The organism is Microvirga aerilata (genome assembly GCF_016743775.1).
GTDB classification, from domain to species: Bacteria; Pseudomonadota; Alphaproteobacteria; order Rhizobiales; family Beijerinckiaceae; genus Microvirga; species Microvirga aerilata.
The window spans coordinates 96,758-115,784 of sequence record NZ_JAEQMY010000001.1 but is presented as its reverse complement, the minus strand read 5'-3'; the positions used below and the strand labels follow the sequence as shown (position 1 = coordinate 115,784).

Here is a 19,027-nt window from a genome sequence, read left to right as displayed (position 1 = left end):
GGAATAAGGTGTTTTGCCCCGCAGCGTCCCCTGGGGCGCAAGTGTTGCGTTCCCAGACCGAGTCAATTGCCAAGCTTAACGTTTCTTTCGGCTGAAAATATTCAAAGGATATCGTCTCCGTCTTGAGCATTAATGCCTAACTGGCTGATAGGATTACTTACGTTTAGACATTAAGGGTTATTGCAGGGCATCCGAACTCATCTAAGCTGGCCGCAACAAACAGAATAAACGGGGGTGTCTGCCATGGAGGAAAACAATGGCGGTTCGAACAGGCACCAACAGAAGTGAGGTGCTGCGAGGAACGAGATCAAGCGACACTCTCAATGGCTTAGGCGGGGATGACACCCTCCTCGGGGGCCGGGGCAACGACCAACTGAACGGCTCAACCGGTGACGACTTCCTGCGGGGTGGCCCGGGCCGCGACCGCCTCAATGGCGGGATCGGCGACGATCTGGCGGATTATCGCGACGCTGAAACGTCCGTGACCGTGAACCTCGTCAACAGGGCCCTCAACACAGGCGAAGCGAGAGGCGACACGTTCATCTCGATCGAGCGGGTCAGGGGCGGGCGCTTCGACGATGTTCTCACCGGAAACTCCCGCGACAACGTTCTCGAAGGCGTTGCGGGGGCCGATATCCTCAATGGCCGCGGCGGATTCGATTTCGCCCGCTACAAATCGGCTCTGGAGGGTGTCACGGCTAATCTCGAAAACCCCTTGGGCAATACGGGCCATGCGGCTGGAGATACCTATTTTTCCATCGAAGGGCTGCAGGGCAGCGACTTCAATGACACGCTGGTCGGCAACAGCGTCGGCAACACTCTCATCGGCGGACGGGGCGCCGACGCTCTCGACGGTCGGGATGGGTTCGACTTCGCACGCTACGACGTCAGCGACGGCGGGCGCACCGGCGTGCGAGCCAACCTGATCGATGCTGGTCTCAACACCGGCGATGCGGCCGGCGACACATACGCCTCGATAGAGGGGCTCATCGGAACCCGGCTCGCGGACGTCCTGACGGGAAACGACGTCGCCAACAGTTTGGTCGGTCAGGCCGGGAACGACCGGTTGGCCGGAAATCTCGGCAACGACACCATCAATGGAGGATCGGGCAACGACCGTATCGATGGAGGCTATGGCAACGACCGGCTGACCGGAGAGTCGGGCAGGGATCTTTTCATCTTCAGCTCGACCTTGAACGCTGCCGAGAACGTCGACCGGATCAGGAGCTTCTCGGTCAGGGACGACACCATTCGCCTCGACGATGCGATCTTCACCGAGGCCGGATCCACAGGAGTGCTCAGGGCTGCCGCCTTCTATAGAGGATCCTCCGCCCACGACGCGAACGACCGGATCATCTACAACCGTTCGACGGGTGCGGTGTATTACGATCCTGACGGCACGGGAGCGCAGGAGCAGGTTCAGTTCGCCCAGCTTAGCTCCAGGCTCGGCCTGAAGAATACCGACTTCCAAATCTTCTAGGCCTGGGTATTCCAGACCTTGTAATAGCTACAATCACCGAAGCTCGGCTTCCCCCGGCTGCCCCAATCTGCAGCCGGGGGAAGTTCTGTTGGGCCGGTCGGTTCAGCCTCGTGCCTGGCCGCCTCTCTTGAAGAGCCATCAAAATCGCATGACCCTGCCTCGCACCATCTCAAAAGGCATGACAGCCGGATGAAGATAGGGGTAAAGCACAGGAGCTTTACGCTCCTTCGCTCAGGGCCCACGCGATAGATCATGACCCAGACCCACGACAAAATCCTCATCGTCGATTTCGGCTCCCAGGTGACCCAGCTCATCGCACGGCGCGTGCGCGAGGATGGCGTCTACTCGGAGGTCGTTCCGTTCCAGAAGGCCGCCGAGGCCATCCGGACCTTGAAGCCAAAGGGCGTGATCCTGTCGGGCGGGCCTGAGTCGGTCACCACCGACACCTCGCCCCGGGCGCCCAAGGAGCTGTTCGAGACGGGCCTGCCTGTCTTCGGCATCTGCTACGGGCAGCAGACCATGGCGGCGCAGCTCGGCGGCGAGGTCGAGGGCGGGCACCATTCCGAGTTCGGCCGCGCCGAGATCGAGGTTTTCACCGAGAGCCCGCTCTTCCAGGGCGTGTGGCAGGTGGGCAAGAAATACCCGGTGTGGATGAGCCACGGCGACCGGGTCACCAGGCTGCCGGAGGGCTTCGAGGTGCTCGCCGCCTCCGAGAACGCGCCCTTCGCGGTGGTGGCCGACGAGGAGCACAAGTTCTACGGCGTCCAGTTCCACCCGGAGGTGGTGCACACCCCGCAAGGCGCGCAGCTGATCCGCAACTTCGTCCGCGACATTGCCGGCTGCAAGGGCGACTGGACCATGAAGGCCTTCCGCGAGGAGGCTATCGAGCGCATCCGCGCCCAGGTGGGCACCGGCCGTGTGATCTGCGGCCTGTCCGGCGGTGTCGACTCCGCGGTGGCGGCGGTGCTCATCCACGAGGCCATCGGCGACCAGCTCACCTGCGTGTTCGTGGATCACGGGCTCCTGCGCGCGTCCGAGGCCGAGCAGGTGGTGACGCTCTTTCGCGACCACTACAACATCCCGCTCGTCCACGTGCAGGCGCAGGGCCCGTTCATCGGCGAGCTTGAAGGCGTGTCCGACCCGGAGGTCAAGCGCAAGACCATCGGCCGCCTCTTCATCGACGTGTTCGACGAGGAGGCCAAGAAGATCGGTGGTGCTGATTTCTTGGCTCAAGGGACGCTTTACCCGGACGTAATCGAGAGCGTCTCCTTCACCGGCGGTCCCTCGGTCACCATCAAGAGCCACCACAACGTGGGCGGTCTGCCCGAGCGCATGAACATGAAGCTCGTGGAGCCCCTGCGCGAGCTGTTCAAGGACGAGGTTCGGGTGCTCGGCCGCGAGCTCGGCCTGCCCGACGCCTTCGTCGGCCGCCACCCCTTCCCGGGTCCGGGCCTTGCCATCCGCGTTCCCGGCGAGATCACCCGCGAGAAGCTCGACATCCTGCGCAAGGCCGACGCGATCTATTTGGAAGAGATCCGCAACGCCGGCCTCTACGACGAGATCTGGCAGGCCTTCGCCGTGCTGCTGCCGGTGAAGACCGTGGGCGTCATGGGCGATGCGCGCACCTACGACCACGTCTGCGCGCTGCGCGCCGTTACCTCAATCGACGGCATGACGGCGGATTTCTACCCCTTCGACATGGGCTTCCTCGGCCGGGTGGCCACCCGCATCATCAACGAGGTGAAGGGCATCAACCGGGTCACCTACGACATCACGTCGAAGCCGCCTGGAACAATCGAGTGGGAGTAGGCGATGGCCTCCAGGCAGGCCGTCACGCTTTACGGCATCAAGAACTGCGACACGATGAAGAAGGCGCGCGCCTGGCTCGATGGCAGGGGCGCGCCTTACACGTTCCACGATTACAAGACTGAAGGCATCGATGCAGCGCGGCTTGAGTCCTGGGCGCAGAGTGTCGGCTGGGAGACGCTCCTCAACCGTGCCGGCACGACCTTTCGCAAGCTTCCCGAGGCTGACCGCGCAAACCTCGATGAGAGCAGGGCGCTGGCGCTCATGCTGCACCAGCCCTCCATGATCAAGCGCCCGGTGCTCGATTTGGATGGTCGGCTTCTGGTTGGCTTCAAGCCGGAGCAATACGAAGCAGCAGTCCGCTAAGGCACCCCTGCTCCCGCCCGTCATCTCTGCTTTTCCCCGTCTTGCCCGGCCTTGTGCCGGGCATTTACGTCTTTGCCGCGGTTGAACGTGGATGGCCGGCACGAGCCCGGCCATGACGCGCGGTGGGTGTCATCCCCGGCGGCCCACAGGGCCGGGAAGGGGATCCATAGCTCTGAGCTTGTCAATGGATACCCTTCCCCTCCGCTGACGCTCCGGCCGGGAATGATACCAGGTCCCGAAGGGCGTGACTCGGGTCTAAGTTTGAGTGGGCTGGCTAGGTCGGCTAGGACCAGCGGGACCAGGCTATCGCTCTGGCAGGACTATGCCGTTGACATATAAAATTGCGCAGCCGAGATATCTCAGCGTGATACGGCTTCACACTACCAGCCATTTGAATGCGCGCCGTAGAAGTGCTCGGCCGTTATTAGTCACAGGCGTCCCATGCGCCATCAACACCTTTTCAACCGGCCATGCGAGGATGCGTTCGACAGCCGTGCGGGCTGCATGACGATTGGTAAAGGCAACACGAAATTTGCGTGGGACGGATGGTTCGGGGCCTATCATCAGGTCCAGTTTCGCGACGACCGCTCGCCAACCTGAAAGCCAGCCGGACGGGAGTTGCTGGAGCAGATCAGTGAAGAGTGCGGTGCCGCTCCGGCGGTGAAAGAACACTGCCTCACTTGTTATCGCGTTGCCCGGCACCACGATATAATCGATCTCTCCCGACCACTCGGGAACCGGAGTTCCGTCCAATCCGCGGTCAAACGCGATGTCCTTGCGCTTCTCCCGCAATCCGGGAGCGGCATAGACCCCTGCGTTCGGATAAGCTTCCTTCCAATCGGCGATAAACAGGTGACGCAGCGAGTTGGGTGCAACGAGATAGCGAACCTTGCCGAGCGCATCGACCTCGTCACGAAGGTCCTCGGTTAAAGCGACGGGCGACCATATAAAAAGGTCTCCACTAGGCAGCTTTATGATAGCCATACGGGTCGGATAGTGAAATCCCAGCGTGGCCACCACCTCAGGACCCTCAGCTGTCCATATTTCCTGTCCAAAATCTTTCAGCATGACCGCTCCTGCGTCGAATTCGTTAAATGGTTGGAGACCGGGGTTGCTCGCCGATACCTTCAACAACGATACGGACAAGGTGCCTTATGTCGTCCTCGCTGAATGGCTCGCCCGAGAGCGCCGTCAGCATGGCCTGGGCATAGCTTCCAAGCAGGAAGAGCGACATGTCCATCGGATTGCGCGAATAGGCGCACAGGTCGTGACCTCCGCGACTTGGTATGACACCCGAGCTGCGCATAGGACTCTCCCATCCCAAACAAAAAGGCAGGCCGCAAAGCCCGCCTTTCTGATTCATCGCGTAATCCGCCCTTACTGAATTTTCGGCGGTTCGTCGAAGTTCAGGCCGGGGAGGCCGCCCGGATCGCCGGGAGCGCCGAGGCCCGGGACCAGCAACTGGTCGAGCTTCTGCTGCACCGCTGCCGGATCGACGGCGGGGCCTGCGGACTTGTAGTGCGTGACGATGCCCGGGAAGATCACCACGATGGCCACCATGATGAGCTGGATCACCACAAACGGAATGGCACCCCAGTATATCTGGCCAGTGGTCACCGGCTCCATGCGCTTGCCCGTCAGGCGGTCGATATAGGCCTGCTTGGGGGCCACCGAGCGCAGGAAGAACAGGGCGAAACCGAAGGGCGGGTGCATGAACGAGGTCTGCATGTTCACGCCCAGCATGACGCCGAACCAGATCAGGTCGATGCCCAGCTTCTCGGCCGCGGGGCCGAGAAGCGGCACCACGATGAAGGCCAGTTCGAAGAAGTCGAGGAAGAAGGCCAGGAGGAAGACCAGGATGTTGACCACGATCAGGAAGCCCACCTGACCGCCCGGAAGCGAGGTCAGCAGGTGCTCCACCCACACATGGCCGTTCACGCCGTAGAAGGTGAGCGAGAACACGCGGGCGCCGATCAGGATGAACAGCACGAAGGCGGAGAGCTTCGCCGTCGCTTCCGTCGCCTGGCGCACGATGGTGAAGTTGAAGCGGTTCGGGTTGTTGTCGAGCCGGCGCTTGACCGCCGCCAGGATGACGGAGCCGAGCGCGCCCATGGCGCCGCCCTCGGTCGGGGTGGCCAGACCGATGAAGATGGTGCCGAGCACGAGGAAGATCAGCAGCAGCGGCGGCACCATGACGAAGGTGGTCTGCTGCGCCATGTTCGACATGAGGCGCAGGCCTGAGAACCGCTCGATGATGCCCACCACCAGCGCATAGACCGCGCCGGCGATCACCATTTCCAGGGGCAGCGCTAGATTCTCATGACCCTGCTGGTTCAGGTAGAAATAGGCGCCGACGAGCAGCACGGTGAGCACGGCCGAGATGGCGATGCGCTTGGCGCCGAGCAGCTTGTTCATCACCGCGCAGATGAGCGCCACCACGGTTCCGACGCAGATCGTCAGGATCACGAAATCCGCGCCGGCCTTGGTGTTCGTCTGCGACAGCACGTAGTAGCCGACGAGGCCGGAGAACACGACCAGGACGCCGAGCTGCCACACGCCGCGCGAGCCGTTGGGTTCGCGGAAGCCGACGGCTTCGAGCGGCAGGCCGGGAGCGGCCTTGGGGTCGATCAGCGAGGCCAGCAGCACGTAGCCGGCGTAGAGGCCGGCCAAGATCAGGCCCGGCAGGAACGCGCCCTCGTACATGTCGCCCACCGAGCGGCCGAGCTGGTCGGCCATGACGATGAGAACCAGGGAGGGCGGAATGATCTGGGCCAGCGTGCCGGAGGCCGCGATCACGCCCGAGGCGAGGCGCCGGTCGTAGCCATAGCGCAGCATGATCGGGAGCGAGATGAGGCCCATGGAGATCACGGAAGCGGCCACGACGCCCGTGGTGGCGGCGAGCAGCGCGCCCACGAAGATCACCGCATAGGCGAGACCGCCGCGCAGGGGGCCGAAGAGCTGGCCGATGGTGTCGAGCAGGTCTTCCGCCATCCCCGAGCGTTCGAGGATGTATCCCATGAAGGTGAAGAACGGGATCGCCAGCAGCACCTCGTTCGACATGGTGCCGTAGATGCGGTCCGGCAGCGCCTGGAGGAGCGGCCAGGACAGGTTGATGCTCTGGGGCGCGAGAGGGGCGAGCTCCACCGCGATGAAGAAGAACAGAAGCCCGTTGGCCGCCAGCGAGAAGGCGACCGGGTAGCCGAGTAGAAGGAAGATCACCAGCGCACCGAACATGATCGGTGCGAGGTTCTGGGCAATGAATGCAGCCATAGGACGAAAGACTCCGAAATCAGATCAGGGCGAGGGGCGTCAGCGCAGGACGTCGCCCGGGGGCTCGCCGCCCTTGGTGGTGCTGGTATCGGCCAGCTCAGAGATCAGCCGCTCGGCCTCGGCTTCGACGGCGTTGTGCCCCGCCGTGTCATGCTCGTCGACGAGTTCGCCCTTCATGATGGCCACCCGCTTGATCAGCTCGCTCAGGCACTGGAACCCCAGCGAGATAAAGCCCAGCAGGATGAGGCCCTTCGCCGGCCAGATCAGCAGGCCGCCCGCATTGGACGAGACCTCGCCCGAGCGGTAGGAGCCGATGAAGTAAGGGAAGCTCAAGTACAGCATCAGCGCCAGGAAGGGCAGCAGGAAGAACAGGTGCCCGATCAGGTCGATGGTGTCGCGTCCGCGCTTCGTGAGCTTGCTGGAGATGATGTCGATGCGGATGTGCTCGTTCACCTTCAGGGTCCAGGCGGCGCAGAGCATGAACACGGCGCCGAACAGGTACCATTGCAGCTCGAGCCAGGCATTGGACGACACGCCGAAGATGCGCCGGATGATGGCATTGATGGCCGAGACCAGGATGGCCACCACGATGGCCCAGGCGGCAACCTTGCCGATGCGTTCGTTGAACGAGTCGATGACACGGGATAGCCGAAGAAGTGCCGTCACCTGTCTCCCCCTCAAAACTTGTTGGTTGAAATCTTGCGGCCTAGCTACCGGAGTTGGGGTCCGTCCGCTAGTGCCGTGTTGGTATAAAGCAAGGTTTGGGGGTCAGTAGCGGGGAAATTTTCGGGCCGCAAGATGTCAGGCTGTTAAAAGTTTAGGCAGGCCAAGGCTTTGAGGACGATCCGAAACTTGCGGGGCCTGCCCCGCAGGCTTTTTGTCCCGTGCAGTCTGCCCCGAAAGGCCACGGTTGGTTTTTCCCCGGCAGTCTGGCTATAAGATCCTATCTTCCGGAGGACTCCCGTGACGCTGCTCGTTCTCGGCCTTGTGATCTTTCTCGGCACCCATTCCTACAGCATGGCCCGTGGCAGCAGGGCCGGCCTGATCGCCAGGATCGGGGAGGGGCCGTACAAGGGCCTTTACTCGCTGGCGTCGCTGGCCGGCATCGTCCTGATCTCCATCGGCTACGGACAGTACCGGGCGGGCGGCTACATCCCCGTCTGGGATCCGCCGGTCTGGACGCGCCATCTCGCGCTTCTTCTCGTTCTCGTCGCCTTCATCTGCTTCGTGGCGGCCTATCTGCCCGGGCACATCAAGGCCCGGCTGAAGCACCCGATGCTCGCGGGGGTGAAGATCTGGGCGCTGGCGCATCTCCTCGCCAACGGGGATCTCGGCTCCATCCTGCTCTTCGGCTCGTTCCTGGCCTGGGGCGTGGCGGCCCGCATCAGCGTGAAGCGCCGGAACGTGGCGGCCCAGCACGGCGGCACGGCGGCGCCCGCAGGCATCCGCAACGACCTGCTGGCGGTGGCGATCGGCACGGCGGTCTACGTGGCTTTCGTCCTGTGGCTTCATCCGTGGCTGATCGGCGTTTCGGTGCTGCCCATGCGGGCATGAAACCTCTCGCCTTAGGCGGGGGGGTATGCTAGGCGACCCACTCGATTGAAGGAGGCGGCTCAAGGCCGCGAAGAGTGCATGGCCCGGAACGACGAGTTCATTCGCGAAGTCGACGAGGAATACCGCCGCGATCAGATCGCCCAAATCTGGGCGCGCTACAATGGCGTGATCATTGCCGTCGTCGTTCTGATCGTCGCCGGCGTCGGCGGCTGGCGCTACTGGGAGCACATGCAGGAAACCAACGCGCAGGCGGCCGCCGTGCGCTACGAGGAGGCGCTCCGCCTGTCCGACCAGGACAAGGGCCAGGAAGTGCAAGCCGCCCTCGAGGCCCTCGCGAAGGAAGGCGGCACCGGCTACAGCCTGCTCGCCCGCTTCCGCCTCGCCGCCGAGCAGGGCCAGCAGAACCCGGAGAACGGCGCATCCGCCTATGATGCGCTCGCCAACGACGCCGCCGTGAGCCCCGTCTGGAAGGATCTCGCCCGTCTGCGCGCCGCGTGGCTGCGCCTCGACACCGCCGAGCCCGCCGCCCTGCGCCAGAGTCTGGAGCCGCTGGCGGCGCCCACCAACGCCTGGCGTCACTCGGCGCGGGAACTCTTGGGGCTGTCCGGCCTTAAGGCCGGTGATATGGATTATGCGGGCCGCTGGTTCGATCAGATCGCAGCCGATCGCGAGACGCCTTCCGCCTTGAGGCAGAGGCTTGCCGTCTACACCGCGCTGGTGGCGGGCGGTCCGGTCCAAGCGACCCAGTAACTCGGCGACCCAGTAACCAGGCGACCCAGTAAAGGACACAGGGACATGACGGCGACCGTCGCCATTGTCGGGCGGCCGAATGTCGGCAAATCGACTCTCTTCAATCGTCTCGTCGGCAAGAAGCTGGCGCTCGTGGACGATCGGCCGGGCGTGACCCGCGACCGGCGCGAGGGCGAGGCGCGCCTCGGCGACCTCGAGTTCCGCATCATCGACACGGCGGGCCTGGAAGAGGCCACCGAGGAATCGCTGCTCGGCCGCATGCGCGCCCAGACGGAGGCCGCCATCGTCGACGCCGACGTGATCCTCTTCGTGATCGATGCCCGCGCGGGCATCCTGCCGGCCGACCGGCCCTTCGCCGAAATGGTGCGTCGCTCCGGCAAGCCCGTGATCCTCATCGCGAACAAGGCGGAAGGCGGGGCCGGCATGGCGGGCGCCTATGACGCCTTTTCGCTGGGCCTCGGCGATCCGGTTCCCTTCTCGGCGGAGCACGGAGAGGGCTTGGCGGACCTGTTCGAGGCCCTGATGCCCCACTTCCCGGATCCGAACGACCAGGAGGAGGAAGAGGACGATCCCAACAAGCCCCTGCAGGTGGCCATCGTCGGGCGTCCCAATGCAGGCAAATCCACCCTCATCAACCGCATGGTGGGTGAGGATCGCATGCTCACGGGCCCCGAGGCCGGCATCACCCGCGATTCCATCTCCCTCGATTGGGAATGGCGCGGACGCTCGATCAAGCTGTTCGACACCGCAGGCATCAGAAAGCGCGCCCGGGTCGAGGACAAGCTCGAAAAGCTCTCCGTGGCTGACGCGTTGCGTGCCGTGCGCTTTGCCGAGGTGGTGATCATCCTCCTCGACGCCACGATCCCGTTCGAGAAGCAGGACCTGTCTATCGTCGACCTGGTAGAGCAGGAGGGCCGCGCTCTCGTGATCGGCCTCAACAAGTGGGATCTGGTGGCCGACCAGAAAGGCCTGCTCAGCGATCTGAAGGAAAAGGCCACCCGCCTGCTGCCGCAGGTGCGCGGCGCCCCGGTGGTGCCGCTCTCAGGGCTCGCCGGCAGCGGCATCGATCCGCTCATGAAGGCGGTGCTGTTCGTCTACGAGAAGTGGAACACCCGCATCTCCACCGCGCGGCTCAACCAGTGGCTCACGGAGGCCCTGGAGGCCAACCCGCCTCCCGCCGTGTCGGGCCGCCGGATCAAGATCCGCTACATGACCCAGGTGAAGGCGCGCCCGCCGCATTTCGCGGTCTTCGGCAACCAGCTCGATGCCCTGCCGAAGAGCTACTCGCGCTATCTCGTCAACAGCATCCGCGAGGCCTTCGACATCCCCGGCACCCCGATCAGGCTTTCGCTCCGCACAGGTGCGAATCCGTTCGACAAGGACCGGAAGTAGCGCCCCGCCCCGTGGTCCCCGGCGGCCGTAAGGCCGAGGGGATCCAGTCACACGCGTGGTGTTATGGATTCCCTTCCCCTCCGCTTTGCTCCGGCTGGGAATGACACCGAGGTGAGTGCTCCGCTGTCATCCCCGGCGGTCCGAAAGGACCGGGAAGGGGATCCACTTACACGCTCAGCACTATGGATTCCCTTCCCCTCCGCTTTCGCTCCGGCCGGGAATGACACTGAAGGAAGCGCCACCGCTGTCATCCCCGGCGAGCGGCAGCGAGGGAAGGGGATCCATGACCAGGGTTGCCGCCATAGCTCCGCCCCGCACCACCGCGAGGAAGGGTGAAAGCCCGATCCTCATCCTGATATCGTTGCAAAGCCCCACGATCTGCTTCTATCCTTCACCGGTACCCGTGAGCGGGGCCAAAAGGCCTCTCGCATGCACCGAGGGAGCGCGATGGCAGGCAGCGCGGATAACGGCAGTGGACGGCGCGGGCACCTCTGGAGGCTAGCTCCCTGGGGGATCGCGGCCCTCATTCTGCTGCTGCCTCTCGTGGCGATGCCCTTCACCGACGAGGTGGCATGGGACAGGGTCGATTTCGCCCTCATGGGCGTGATGCTGTTCGGCGCCTGCGGTGCTTTTGAGCTCGCCGCCCGGATGACCGGGAATAAGGCCTATCGGGCTGCCGTCGGCGTTGCGGTCGCGGCGGCCTTCATCCTGGTCTGGATCACTCTTGCCGTCGGCATCGTCGGGTCCGAGGACAACCCGGCGAACCTCATGTATGGCGGTGTGCTCGCCGTCGGCCTTCTCGGCGCCCTCCTGGTGCGCTTCCGGCCCCAAGGCATGGCCCGCGCCTCAATCGCGACGGCGCTCGCCCAGGCGCTCGCCGGCCTCACCGCCCTGATCACCGGATGGGGATCCACGGGAGCGAACTGGCCGGGAGCAATCATGGTCCTGACCGCTTTCTTCGCCGCCCTGTGGCTTCTCTGCGCCTGGCTGTTTCGCAAGGCGTCACGGGAGGAGATGTCGGTGGGCGGGGCGACGTAGGTTGGGGCGCGCTCGAACTTGTCGCCGATCGCTCCTCGCTCGGGAGGGCGCGAGGCGGGGTGTCGGGGAAACAGCACCCGCAGCACCCATTGACAGACAGGGCCGCAGCTTCGAGCCTCTGCCGTTGAGGAAACCCCAGACGAGAGGCTGAACCGCCATGAACCTGTCCACCCTGCTGCGCCAGCGCCACGACAGCAACCGCCCCGTTCGCGTGGCGGTGATCGGCGCGGGCAAGTTCGGCTCCATGTTTCTCGCCCAGGTGCCGACCATTGCCGGGCTCGAGGTCGTGACGATTGCCGATCTCGATCCCGACCGCGCCCGCCAGGCCTGCCGGACCGTCGGGTGGGACGACGCGAGGGTGGCCGCCACGCGCTTTACCGCAGACGGCCTCGACGCCTGCCGCGACGACGCGGAGGTGGTGATCGAGGCGACGGGGCATCCGGAGGCCGGGATCCGGCATGCGCTCGCCGCCATCGAGGCAGGCAAGCATATCGTCATGGTCAATGTGGAGGCAGATGTTCTGGCAGGCCCCCTCCTCGCCGAGAAGGCGCGGAAGCGCGGCGTGGTCTATTCCATGGCCTATGGCGACCAGCCGGCCCTCGTGTCCGAGATGGTGGATTGGGCCCGGGCCGCAGGCTTCACGGTGGCTGCCGCCGGCAAGGGAACCAAGTATCTGCCGCATTACCATCAGGTGACGCCGGAGGACGTTTGGACCCATTACGGGCTGACGCCCGATCAGGCGAAGGCCGCCGGCATGAACCCGCAGATGTTCAACTCCTTCCTCGACGGCACGAAATCCGCCATCGAGATGGCGGCCATCGCCAATGCCTGCGATCTCGACGTGCCGGAGCAGGGCCTCCGGTTTCCGCCCTGCGGCGTGGACGACCTCGCCCAGACCTTGCGCCCGCGCGAGGACGGCGGCCAGCTCGATCATGACGGCATGGTGGAGGTGGTCTCCTCGCTTGAGCGCGACGGCCGGCCCGTGTTCCGCGACCTGCGCTGGGGCGTCTATGTGGTCCTGAAGGCGCCCAACGATTACGCGGCGGCCTGTTTCAAGCAATACGGCCTGCCGACCGACGCGACCGGCCGCTATGCCGCCATGTACAAGCCGTTCCACCTGATCGGGCTCGAGCTGTCGATCTCGGTGCTCAGCGCGGCGCTGCGCGGGGAGCCGACCGGTTCGACCCGCTCCTGGCGCGGCGATGCGGTCGCCACCGCCAAGCGGGATCTCAAGGCCGGCGAGATGCTCGACGGGGAGGGCGGCTACACGGTCTATGGCCGCCTGGCGCCGGCGGCGCGCAGCAAGGCGGAGCGCATGCTGCCGATCGGCCTGGCGCACGGGGTGCGCCTGACCCGCGATGTGCGGGCCGGTTCGACCGTGACGGAGGACGACGTCAGCCTCGATGCGGATCGGCTGGCCGTGCAGGTGCGGCGGGAGATGTCGAGCCGCTTCGGGTGAGGCTGCGCGCCCCGGCTCAGGCCGGCATCTGCGGCTCGACGACCTTCCCGTCCTGGGTGAAGTCGTAGATCTTGCCGGTCTCGGTCCAGGCGGGCAGGGCGAGCTTCACGATATGGGGGGCGAGGTCTTCCGGCGTCTTCAGGGTCAGCGGGTCCTCGCCGGGCATGGCGGCGCGGCGCATGGAGGTGCGCAAGGGACCGGGATTGAGCAGCATGGCCTTGACCGGCGTCGTCACCGTCTCGGCCGCATAGGTGCGCACCAGGGCCTCGAGGGCCGCCTTGGACACCGAGTAGACGCCCCAATACGCCTTGTGCTTGTGGGCGGCGCCGGACGTGATGAAGATCGCGCGGCCCGCATCGGACGCGCGCAGCAGCGGGTCGAGGGAGCGCAGCAGGCGGTAGTTGGCCGTCACGTTGACCGCCATCACCTCGTCCCAGACGGGCTGGTCCACATGGGTGATGGGCGCGAGCTCGCCGAGCTGGCCCGCGTTGCCGAGCAGGATGTCGAGCTTGCCCCAGCGTTCATGGATCGCAGCGCCGAGCCGGTCGAGGGCGTCGAGGTCCTTCAGGTTCACCGGCACCAGGGTGGCCGAGCCGCCCTTGGCGCGGATCTCGTCGTCGAGGGATTCGAGCGCGCCCTGGGTGCGGGCGAGGGCGATGACGTGGGCGCCGGCCTCGGCGAGAGCCAGCGCCGCGGCGCGGCCGATCCCGCGCGATGCACCGGTGACGACCGCGACGCGGTTGAGAAGGGGCTTGTCCATGAGAACTCGGATATCCTCAGTCGGCTTCGGCGAGAACGGCCAGGCGGCGCGGGGTGGCGATGGTCAGGTCGGTGAGCGCCGTCGGGTAGTCGCCCGTGAAGCAATGGTCGGTGAATTGCGGCTGGGCCGCGTTGCGGCCGGTCTCGCCCATGGCCCGGTAGACGCCTTCGATGGACAGGAAGGCCAGGGAGTCCGCCCCGATATACTGGCGCATCTGCTCCAGGTCGTGCGTGGCGGCGAGCAGCTTCTCCTTCTCGGGCGTGTCGATGCCGTAGAAGTCGGGGTGCGTGATCGGCGGGCTGGAGATGCGGAAGTGAACCTCCTTGGCACCGGCCTCGCGCATCATGCGGACGATCTTCACCGAGGTGGTGCCGCGCACGAGGCTGTCGTCCACGAGCACGATGCGCTTGCCTTCGATGGCGGAGCGGTTGGCCGAGTGCTTCATGCGCACCCCGAGCTCGCGCACCGACTGGGTCGGCTGGATGAAGGTGCGGCCCACATAATGGTTGCGGATGATGCCGAGCTCGTAGGGCAGGCCGCAGGTCTGCGCGAAGCCGAGGGCCGCCGGCACGCCGGAATCCGGCACGGGAATGACCACATCCGCGTTGGCGGGCGACTCCGTGGCGAGCTCCCGGCCCATGGCCTTGCGCACCTCGTAGACGCTGCGGCCGTTCACGATGGAATCGGGGCGGGCGAAGTAGATGTATTCGAAGATGTCCGGGCGGGGAGCGCGCTTGGGCGCGAAGCGGAAGGACTCGATGCCCTCATCGGAGATCACCACGCACTCTCCGTTCTCCACATCGCGGATGAAGCGGGCGCCGATGATGTCGAGCGCGCAGGTTTCGGAGGCCAGGATGTAGCGGCCGTCGAGCTCGCCCAGCACAAGCGGGCGGATGCCCATGGGGTCGCGGGCGCCGATCAGCTTCTTGTTGGTGAGCGCCACGAGGGCATAGGCGCCCTCGATCTGCTGGATCGCCTCGACGAAGCGGTCGATCACCCGATCCTTGCGGCTGCGGGCCACCAGGTGGACGATCACCTCCGTGTCCGTGGTGGACTGGCAGATGGCGCCGTCGCGGATGAGGTTGCGGCGCAAGGTGAGGCCGTTGGTGAGGTTGCCGTTATGGGCCACCGCGAAGCCGCCGCCGTCGAGCTCGGCGAAGAGGGGCTGCACGTTGCGCAGCACCGTCTCGCCGGTGGTCGAGTAGCGGACATGGCCGATGGCCGAGAGGCCCTCGAGCCGCTCGATGGTCGCCCGGTCGGAGAAGCTGTCGCCCACGAGGCCCAGCTTGCGCTCGGAATGGAACACGTCGCCGTTGAAGGACACGATGCCGGCCGCTTCCTGGCCGCGGTGCTGAAGGGCGTGGAGGCCCAGCGCCGTGATGGCCGCGGCATCCGGGTGCCCGTAGATGCCGAAGACACCGCATTCTTCACGCAGGGTATCGCCGTCGAGGTCGAGGTCCACCTTCTTGGGCGCGACCTGCCACGTCTCTGACCAAGCAGACATCAATGTGATCCTCGGGATTCGCGCCCCCACCGGCGCCGCCCTTATGTAATGGGCCTTGCGCCGATCGCCAATGGGTATTCTGCCGCTGCCGGAAACGTGACCCTGGCCGGTCAGCTGCGCCGTTGCGGCGGCTGCGGCGGCGCCGGAGCGGCGGGTGCGGCCGGGCGCTGCGGATCGGGCTCGGCCGGCTCGGCCGGGTCGGGAGCCGCGTCCTTGTTGCGCAGCCGCTGGATCAGCGCCTCCGCATTTTCGGGCAGCATGGCGATGATGTTGTCGCGGGTGTTTTCCATGGCGGGCCGGGTGCGCGAGGCTGCGGCCCAGTCGGGCTCCTTGCCCTGAAGGAGCCAGCCCAGGAAGGCCCAGCCGATCACGCAGATCAGGAAGCCCCGGGCCGCGCCGAAGAACAGGCCCAGCGTCCGGTCGAGGGCGCCGATGCGGGAGTCGAGGATCAGGTCCGAGATCTGCACCGTGATGATCGACACGATGATCAGGGTGATGACGAAGATCCCGCCGATGGTTGCCACGAGCGCCACCGTGTTGCTGCTGATATACTGCTGGGCGATCGGCAGGGCGGTGGGGTGCAGATACCAGGCGGCGGCCGCCGCCACGACCCAGGCCACGATGGCGAGCACTTCGCGGGTGAAGCCGCGCACGGCAGCCAGAAGGGCCGAGATCAGGACGATACCGATGACGACGAGGTCCAGAACGGAAACGGGCATGGGCCGGGCCTACGCAAGAAGAACAGGAATGAAGCCGCCTTCGCGGCTACGAAGCCTGGCTCTATAGCCTTAAGAAAAGGTTTCGTCACCCTTCGAAGTCCAACAGGATGTGTGAAGGCACCCGATGGGCGCCTTCGCCGGATCCGTGCCGTCAGGCAACCCGCACGACCAGCTTGCCGAAATTCCTGCCCTCCAGCAGGCCGATGAAGGCTTCCGGCGCATGCTCGAGGCCGTCGACGATGTCCTCCTTGTACTTCACGCGCCCTTCCGCGATCCACTCCGCCATCTCCCGGTAGAAGGCCGGACGCTGCGCCTGGAACTCGCGCTGGATGAAGCCGCGGATGGTGAGGCTTTTGGTGAGCACGTCGCGCATGAGGACCGGCAGGCGGTCGGGTCCCTCGAACGGTCCGGTGCTGTTGTACTGCGCAACCAGGCCGCAGACCGGGATGCGGGCAAAGGTGTTCAGGAGCGGGAACACCGCATCCCAGACCTTGCCGCCCACATTTTCGAAATAAATGTCGATCCCGTTCGGGCAGGCGGCCCGCAGGTCCTCCGCCAAGGTCGGCGAGCGGTGGTCGAGGGCCGCATCAAAGCCGAATTCGTCCCGCACAAGGGCGCATTTCTCCGGACCGCCCGCAATGCCGATCGCCCGGGCGCCCTTGAGGCGCGCGATCTGGCCGACCGTCGCGCCCACGGGCCCGCTGGCCGCGGCCACGACCACGGTCTCCCCCGGCTTCGGCTGGCCGATGGTGAGCAGTCCTGCATAGGCGGTAAAGCCCGGCATCCCGAGGACGCCGAGGGCCGTGGTGACCGGGGCCTGCTCCGGATCGAGCTTCCGCAATCCGGCGCCGTCGGACAACGCGTAGGACTGCCAGCCCGAATGCGAGAGAACGATGTCGCCTGCCGCGTAGTCCGGATGGCGGCTCTCGATCACCTCCGCGACCGTGCCGCCCTCCATCGGCTGGCCGATCTCGACAGGAGCCGCATAGGACTTCGCGGCGCTCATGCGTCCGCGCATATAGGGATCGAGAGAAAGGTAGCGGATCTTGAGGAGCAGCTGCCCCTCACCGGGCGTGGGGACGGGCGTCCGCACAAGCTCGAAATTGTCGGGCGAGGGACGGCCGGTGGGCCTCGAGGCAAGGACGACTTGGAGATTCTGCTCTGTCACGGATGAACTCCTGGGGCACGCCATAGGCCATGGGCCTAGGCTGCGACGACTCGGCTTCGTTCGGCCCTTAACGGGCGAGACAGTGAGCCGTTCGTCAAGTGCCTCGACAGCCTAGACCCGCAACGAAACAGGCCCCGGCGGATGCCGAGGCCTGATGGGTAGGGGAAAGCCGGCACGAGAGCTGTTGCCATCAGTATGATAGCGACCCCGAACCATGGTTCGCTCTCTCTTTGGGCGGCGAACGGGATGTACCTCGCCGATGCTCTAGATGAACAGGAAGTCGTCGGCCGTGAGCTTAATGCCCGGCTTCACCTTGAAGATCTCGATTCCCTTGCCTTTGCCTGAGCCGTCGATGTCAAGATAAACGATGCCGCTCTTCTTGTTGTAGAAGATATAATCGTTGGAGCCGTCCGGGGTGTCCTTGAGCTTCGTGCCCACATTGAAGAACTTCTTCTGCAGCTTCTGATCCTTCAGGAAGATCTTGTCGAAGCCAACGGACTTTTTGCTGCCGCCTTTGTCGTCAGGCTTGCCCTTGTCATCCGAGCTCTTCTTCGAATGCACGTCGCTTGCATTGGGGGCCTTCACCTTGAAGGCCTTGAGAGCCGCAAGGCTGATCTGAATGGTATCGTCGGACGGCTTGAAGTCATAGATCTGGTCGAATTGGCCCTTCCTCACGGCTGTATCGAACACGAAGGTGTCCTGGCCCGAACCGCCATAAAGCTTGTCCTTGCTTAAGCCCCCGATGAGTACGTCGTCGCCGTCCCCGGCGTAGAGGCTGTCCTTGCCCGCTCCACCCAACAGGGTGTCGTTCCCGGAGTAGCCGTAGAACGTGTCGTTACCGGCCCCACCGTTCATGCTGTCGGCACCGGCCGTGCCGGTGAGCCCGTCGTTCGCCGCTCCGCCCTCGACAGTATTCACAGGCTCAACGGGATCTTTGATGGTATCCGTGATGGTCAGCGTGATCTGTTTCGCCGTCCACATATCCGGTTCCGTTTCAGTGTGGGCGGTGTTCTGGTCTAAGGCCCGCACCCAGAGGGTATAAGTGCCCGCCTTGGCGTTGCCAGGCTGAGATTTGAGCCTGATCGTATTGCCCACGATTTCGAAAAGCGGATCTGTTGTGACGGTCTTGCCGCCTGCATCTGTCACAAAGGCATAGGAGAGCCTTGCCTGGTCGCCTGCATCCTCATCGATCGCGTTTAATGTGGCCACAACGGTTCCGGCCGCTGCGTCCTCTCCGACAGCGCCCCCGCTCATCGTCAGGTCCTTCGGAGCTTCTTCGGAATTACGAATCTCAACGTCGAAGTTCCCTATTAAAGTCTGCATGTTTCCAGCAGTGCCGGTCTTGGCAAGAACGCGGATTTTTATGAATTTATCAGATAGAGCTTCATAACTTATAGTACTCTTCAATATCATCAGGCCGCCCTGAGCAGCGTCAAATTCATAGGAAAAGCGATCGTCCGCAATCTCAATAGTGTACCGGTCGATGTAGAAACTTCCGGATGCATCTTGCCTACTTCCATTTTGATCGACAATGTTGATCTTCAGCACTGCCGCTCCAACACCTGATGACTCCGAAATTTCATAGGCTGATAGCATGAGGGTGAGTGTCTCTTGGCTCTCCTGCATATCTCCAGTCTCCCCATAAAAAACGATCTATTCCTACTAGCCAGCGTTTACGCAATGATAGATCGTTTATATAAAGATTCCTAGATGTCTTTTGAGGTGGCCGATGGCTCAAACGACCTAAATGTTCGTATTCGT

17 protein-coding genes are annotated in these 19,027 nt (G+C 64.4%); 8 read left to right on the top strand and 9 right to left on the bottom strand.

Annotated elements, in window-relative coordinates; translation table 11 throughout:
- Positions 1 to 256: 256 nt before the first annotated feature.
- From JKG68_RS00540 to JKG68_RS00530, 3 genes are all read left to right on the top strand, one after another.
- Positions 257 to 1,480 (top strand): calcium-binding protein, encoded by a 1,224-nt coding sequence (locus JKG68_RS00540; RefSeq protein WP_202055139.1) that lies wholly within the window; start codon positions 257 to 259, stop codon positions 1,478 to 1,480.
- A gap of 252 nt (positions 1,481 to 1,732) precedes the next feature.
- Entirely contained in the window at positions 1,733 to 3,289 is a 1,557-nt protein-coding gene (guaA, locus tag JKG68_RS00535; protein ID WP_202055138.1) for a glutamine-hydrolyzing GMP synthase, read from the top strand.
- 3 nt (positions 3,290 to 3,292) lie between these two features.
- The gene (locus JKG68_RS00530; RefSeq protein ID WP_202055137.1) at positions 3,293 to 3,652 is read left to right on the top strand and encodes an ArsC family reductase; all 360 of its coding nucleotides are present in this window, start codon (positions 3,293 to 3,295) and stop codon (positions 3,650 to 3,652) included.
- Positions 3,653 to 4,027: 375 nt separating this feature from the next.
- Here JKG68_RS00530 and JKG68_RS00525 read toward each other — a convergent pair whose 3' ends face one another.
- The 4 genes from JKG68_RS00525 to JKG68_RS00510 form a co-directional block, all read right to left on the bottom strand.
- Positions 4,028 to 4,720: a DUF4336 domain-containing protein gene (locus tag JKG68_RS00525; protein WP_202055136.1), complete on the bottom strand. Its 693-nt coding sequence runs from the start codon at positions 4,718 to 4,720 to the stop codon at positions 4,028 to 4,030.
- Positions 4,721 to 4,742: 22 nt separating this feature from the next.
- Positions 4,743 to 4,958 carry a hypothetical protein gene (locus JKG68_RS00520; RefSeq protein ID WP_246514986.1) on the bottom strand — a complete coding sequence of 72 codons (216 nt, stop codon included), beginning with the start codon at positions 4,956 to 4,958 and terminating at the stop codon, positions 4,743 to 4,745.
- A gap of 71 nt (positions 4,959 to 5,029) precedes the next feature.
- Entirely contained in the window at positions 5,030 to 6,922 is a 1,893-nt protein-coding gene (locus tag JKG68_RS00515; protein ID WP_202055135.1) for a TRAP transporter large permease, read from the bottom strand.
- 39 nt (positions 6,923 to 6,961) lie between these two features.
- Entirely contained in the window at positions 6,962 to 7,588 is a 627-nt protein-coding gene (locus tag JKG68_RS00510; protein WP_202055134.1) for a TRAP transporter small permease subunit, read from the bottom strand.
- A 297-nt stretch (positions 7,589 to 7,885) separates the two neighbouring features.
- On the opposite strand from JKG68_RS00510, the gene JKG68_RS00505 reads away from it, so the two are divergent.
- From JKG68_RS00505 to JKG68_RS00485, 5 genes are all read left to right on the top strand, one after another.
- Complete coding sequence (locus tag JKG68_RS00505) at positions 7,886 to 8,476, top strand: NnrU family protein (protein ID WP_202055133.1); 591 nt, start codon at positions 7,886 to 7,888, stop codon at positions 8,474 to 8,476.
- A 78-nt stretch (positions 8,477 to 8,554) separates the two neighbouring features.
- Positions 8,555 to 9,226: a tetratricopeptide repeat protein gene (locus JKG68_RS00500; protein ID WP_202055132.1), complete on the top strand. Its 672-nt coding sequence runs from the start codon at positions 8,555 to 8,557 to the stop codon at positions 9,224 to 9,226.
- 45 nt (positions 9,227 to 9,271) lie between these two features.
- The gene (gene der, locus JKG68_RS00495) at positions 9,272 to 10,618 is read left to right on the top strand and encodes a ribosome biogenesis GTPase Der (RefSeq protein ID WP_202055131.1); all 1,347 of its coding nucleotides are present in this window, start codon (positions 9,272 to 9,274) and stop codon (positions 10,616 to 10,618) included.
- Between the two features lie 447 nt (positions 10,619 to 11,065).
- Entirely contained in the window at positions 11,066 to 11,656 is a 591-nt protein-coding gene (locus JKG68_RS00490) for a hypothetical protein (RefSeq protein ID WP_202055130.1), read from the top strand.
- A gap of 157 nt (positions 11,657 to 11,813) precedes the next feature.
- Positions 11,814 to 13,115 (top strand): NAD(P)H-dependent oxidoreductase, encoded by a 1,302-nt coding sequence (locus JKG68_RS00485; RefSeq protein ID WP_202055129.1) that lies wholly within the window; start codon positions 11,814 to 11,816, stop codon positions 13,113 to 13,115.
- 16 nt (positions 13,116 to 13,131) lie between these two features.
- Here JKG68_RS00485 and JKG68_RS00480 read toward each other — a convergent pair whose 3' ends face one another.
- The 5 genes from JKG68_RS00480 to JKG68_RS34150 all read right to left on the bottom strand — a co-directional run bounded on the left by JKG68_RS00480 (position 13,132) and on the right by JKG68_RS34150 (position 18,892).
- Positions 13,132 to 13,875 carry an SDR family NAD(P)-dependent oxidoreductase gene (locus tag JKG68_RS00480; protein WP_202055128.1) on the bottom strand — a complete coding sequence of 248 codons (744 nt, stop codon included), beginning with the start codon at positions 13,873 to 13,875 and terminating at the stop codon, positions 13,132 to 13,134.
- A gap of 16 nt (positions 13,876 to 13,891) precedes the next feature.
- The gene (gene purF, locus JKG68_RS00475; RefSeq protein WP_202055127.1) at positions 13,892 to 15,379 is read right to left on the bottom strand and encodes an amidophosphoribosyltransferase; all 1,488 of its coding nucleotides are present in this window, start codon (positions 15,377 to 15,379) and stop codon (positions 13,892 to 13,894) included.
- A gap of 110 nt (positions 15,380 to 15,489) precedes the next feature.
- Positions 15,490 to 16,098, bottom strand: a complete 609-nt coding sequence (locus JKG68_RS00470) for a CvpA family protein (protein ID WP_202055126.1) — start codon at positions 16,096 to 16,098, stop codon at positions 15,490 to 15,492.
- 151 nt (positions 16,099 to 16,249) lie between these two features.
- Complete coding sequence (curA, locus tag JKG68_RS00465; protein WP_376773092.1) at positions 16,250 to 17,266, bottom strand: NADPH-dependent curcumin/dihydrocurcumin reductase; 1,017 nt, start codon at positions 17,264 to 17,266, stop codon at positions 16,250 to 16,252.
- A 264-nt stretch (positions 17,267 to 17,530) separates the two neighbouring features.
- A complete protein-coding gene (locus tag JKG68_RS34150) occupies positions 17,531 to 18,892 on the bottom strand; it encodes a calcium-binding protein (protein ID WP_202055124.1) in 1,362 nt (453 codons plus the stop codon).
- Between the last annotated feature and the right edge of the window lie 135 nt (positions 18,893 to 19,027).

Coding starts and splice junctions, on each gene's coding strand:
- JKG68_RS00470 (WP_202055126.1), bottom strand. CDS start 16,098: ATGCCCGTTTCCGTTCTGGACCTCGTCGTCATCGGTATCGTCCTGATC.
- JKG68_RS00540 (WP_202055139.1), top strand. CDS start 257: ATGGCGGTTCGAACAGGCACCAACAGAAGTGAGGTGCTGCGAGGAACG.
- JKG68_RS00520 (WP_246514986.1), bottom strand. CDS start 4,958: ATGCGCAGCTCGGGTGTCATACCAAGTCGCGGAGGTCACGACCTGTGC.
- JKG68_RS00515 (WP_202055135.1), bottom strand. CDS start 6,922: ATGGCTGCATTCATTGCCCAGAACCTCGCACCGATCATGTTCGGTGCG.
- JKG68_RS00500 (WP_202055132.1), top strand. CDS start 8,555: ATGGCCCGGAACGACGAGTTCATTCGCGAAGTCGACGAGGAATACCGC.
- purF (WP_202055127.1), bottom strand. CDS start 15,379: ATGTCTGCTTGGTCAGAGACGTGGCAGGTCGCGCCCAAGAAGGTGGAC.
- JKG68_RS00525 (WP_202055136.1), bottom strand. CDS start 4,720: ATGCTGAAAGATTTTGGACAGGAAATATGGACAGCTGAGGGTCCTGAG.
- der (WP_202055131.1), top strand. CDS start 9,272: ATGACGGCGACCGTCGCCATTGTCGGGCGGCCGAATGTCGGCAAATCG.
- guaA (WP_202055138.1), top strand. CDS start 1,733: ATGACCCAGACCCACGACAAAATCCTCATCGTCGATTTCGGCTCCCAG.
- JKG68_RS00480 (WP_202055128.1), bottom strand. CDS start 13,875: ATGGACAAGCCCCTTCTCAACCGCGTCGCGGTCGTCACCGGTGCATCG.
- JKG68_RS00485 (WP_202055129.1), top strand. CDS start 11,814: ATGAACCTGTCCACCCTGCTGCGCCAGCGCCACGACAGCAACCGCCCC.
- JKG68_RS00490 (WP_202055130.1), top strand. CDS start 11,066: ATGGCAGGCAGCGCGGATAACGGCAGTGGACGGCGCGGGCACCTCTGG.
- JKG68_RS00530 (WP_202055137.1), top strand. CDS start 3,293: ATGGCCTCCAGGCAGGCCGTCACGCTTTACGGCATCAAGAACTGCGAC.
- JKG68_RS34150 (WP_202055124.1), bottom strand. CDS start 18,892: ATGCAGGAGAGCCAAGAGACACTCACCCTCATGCTATCAGCCTATGAA.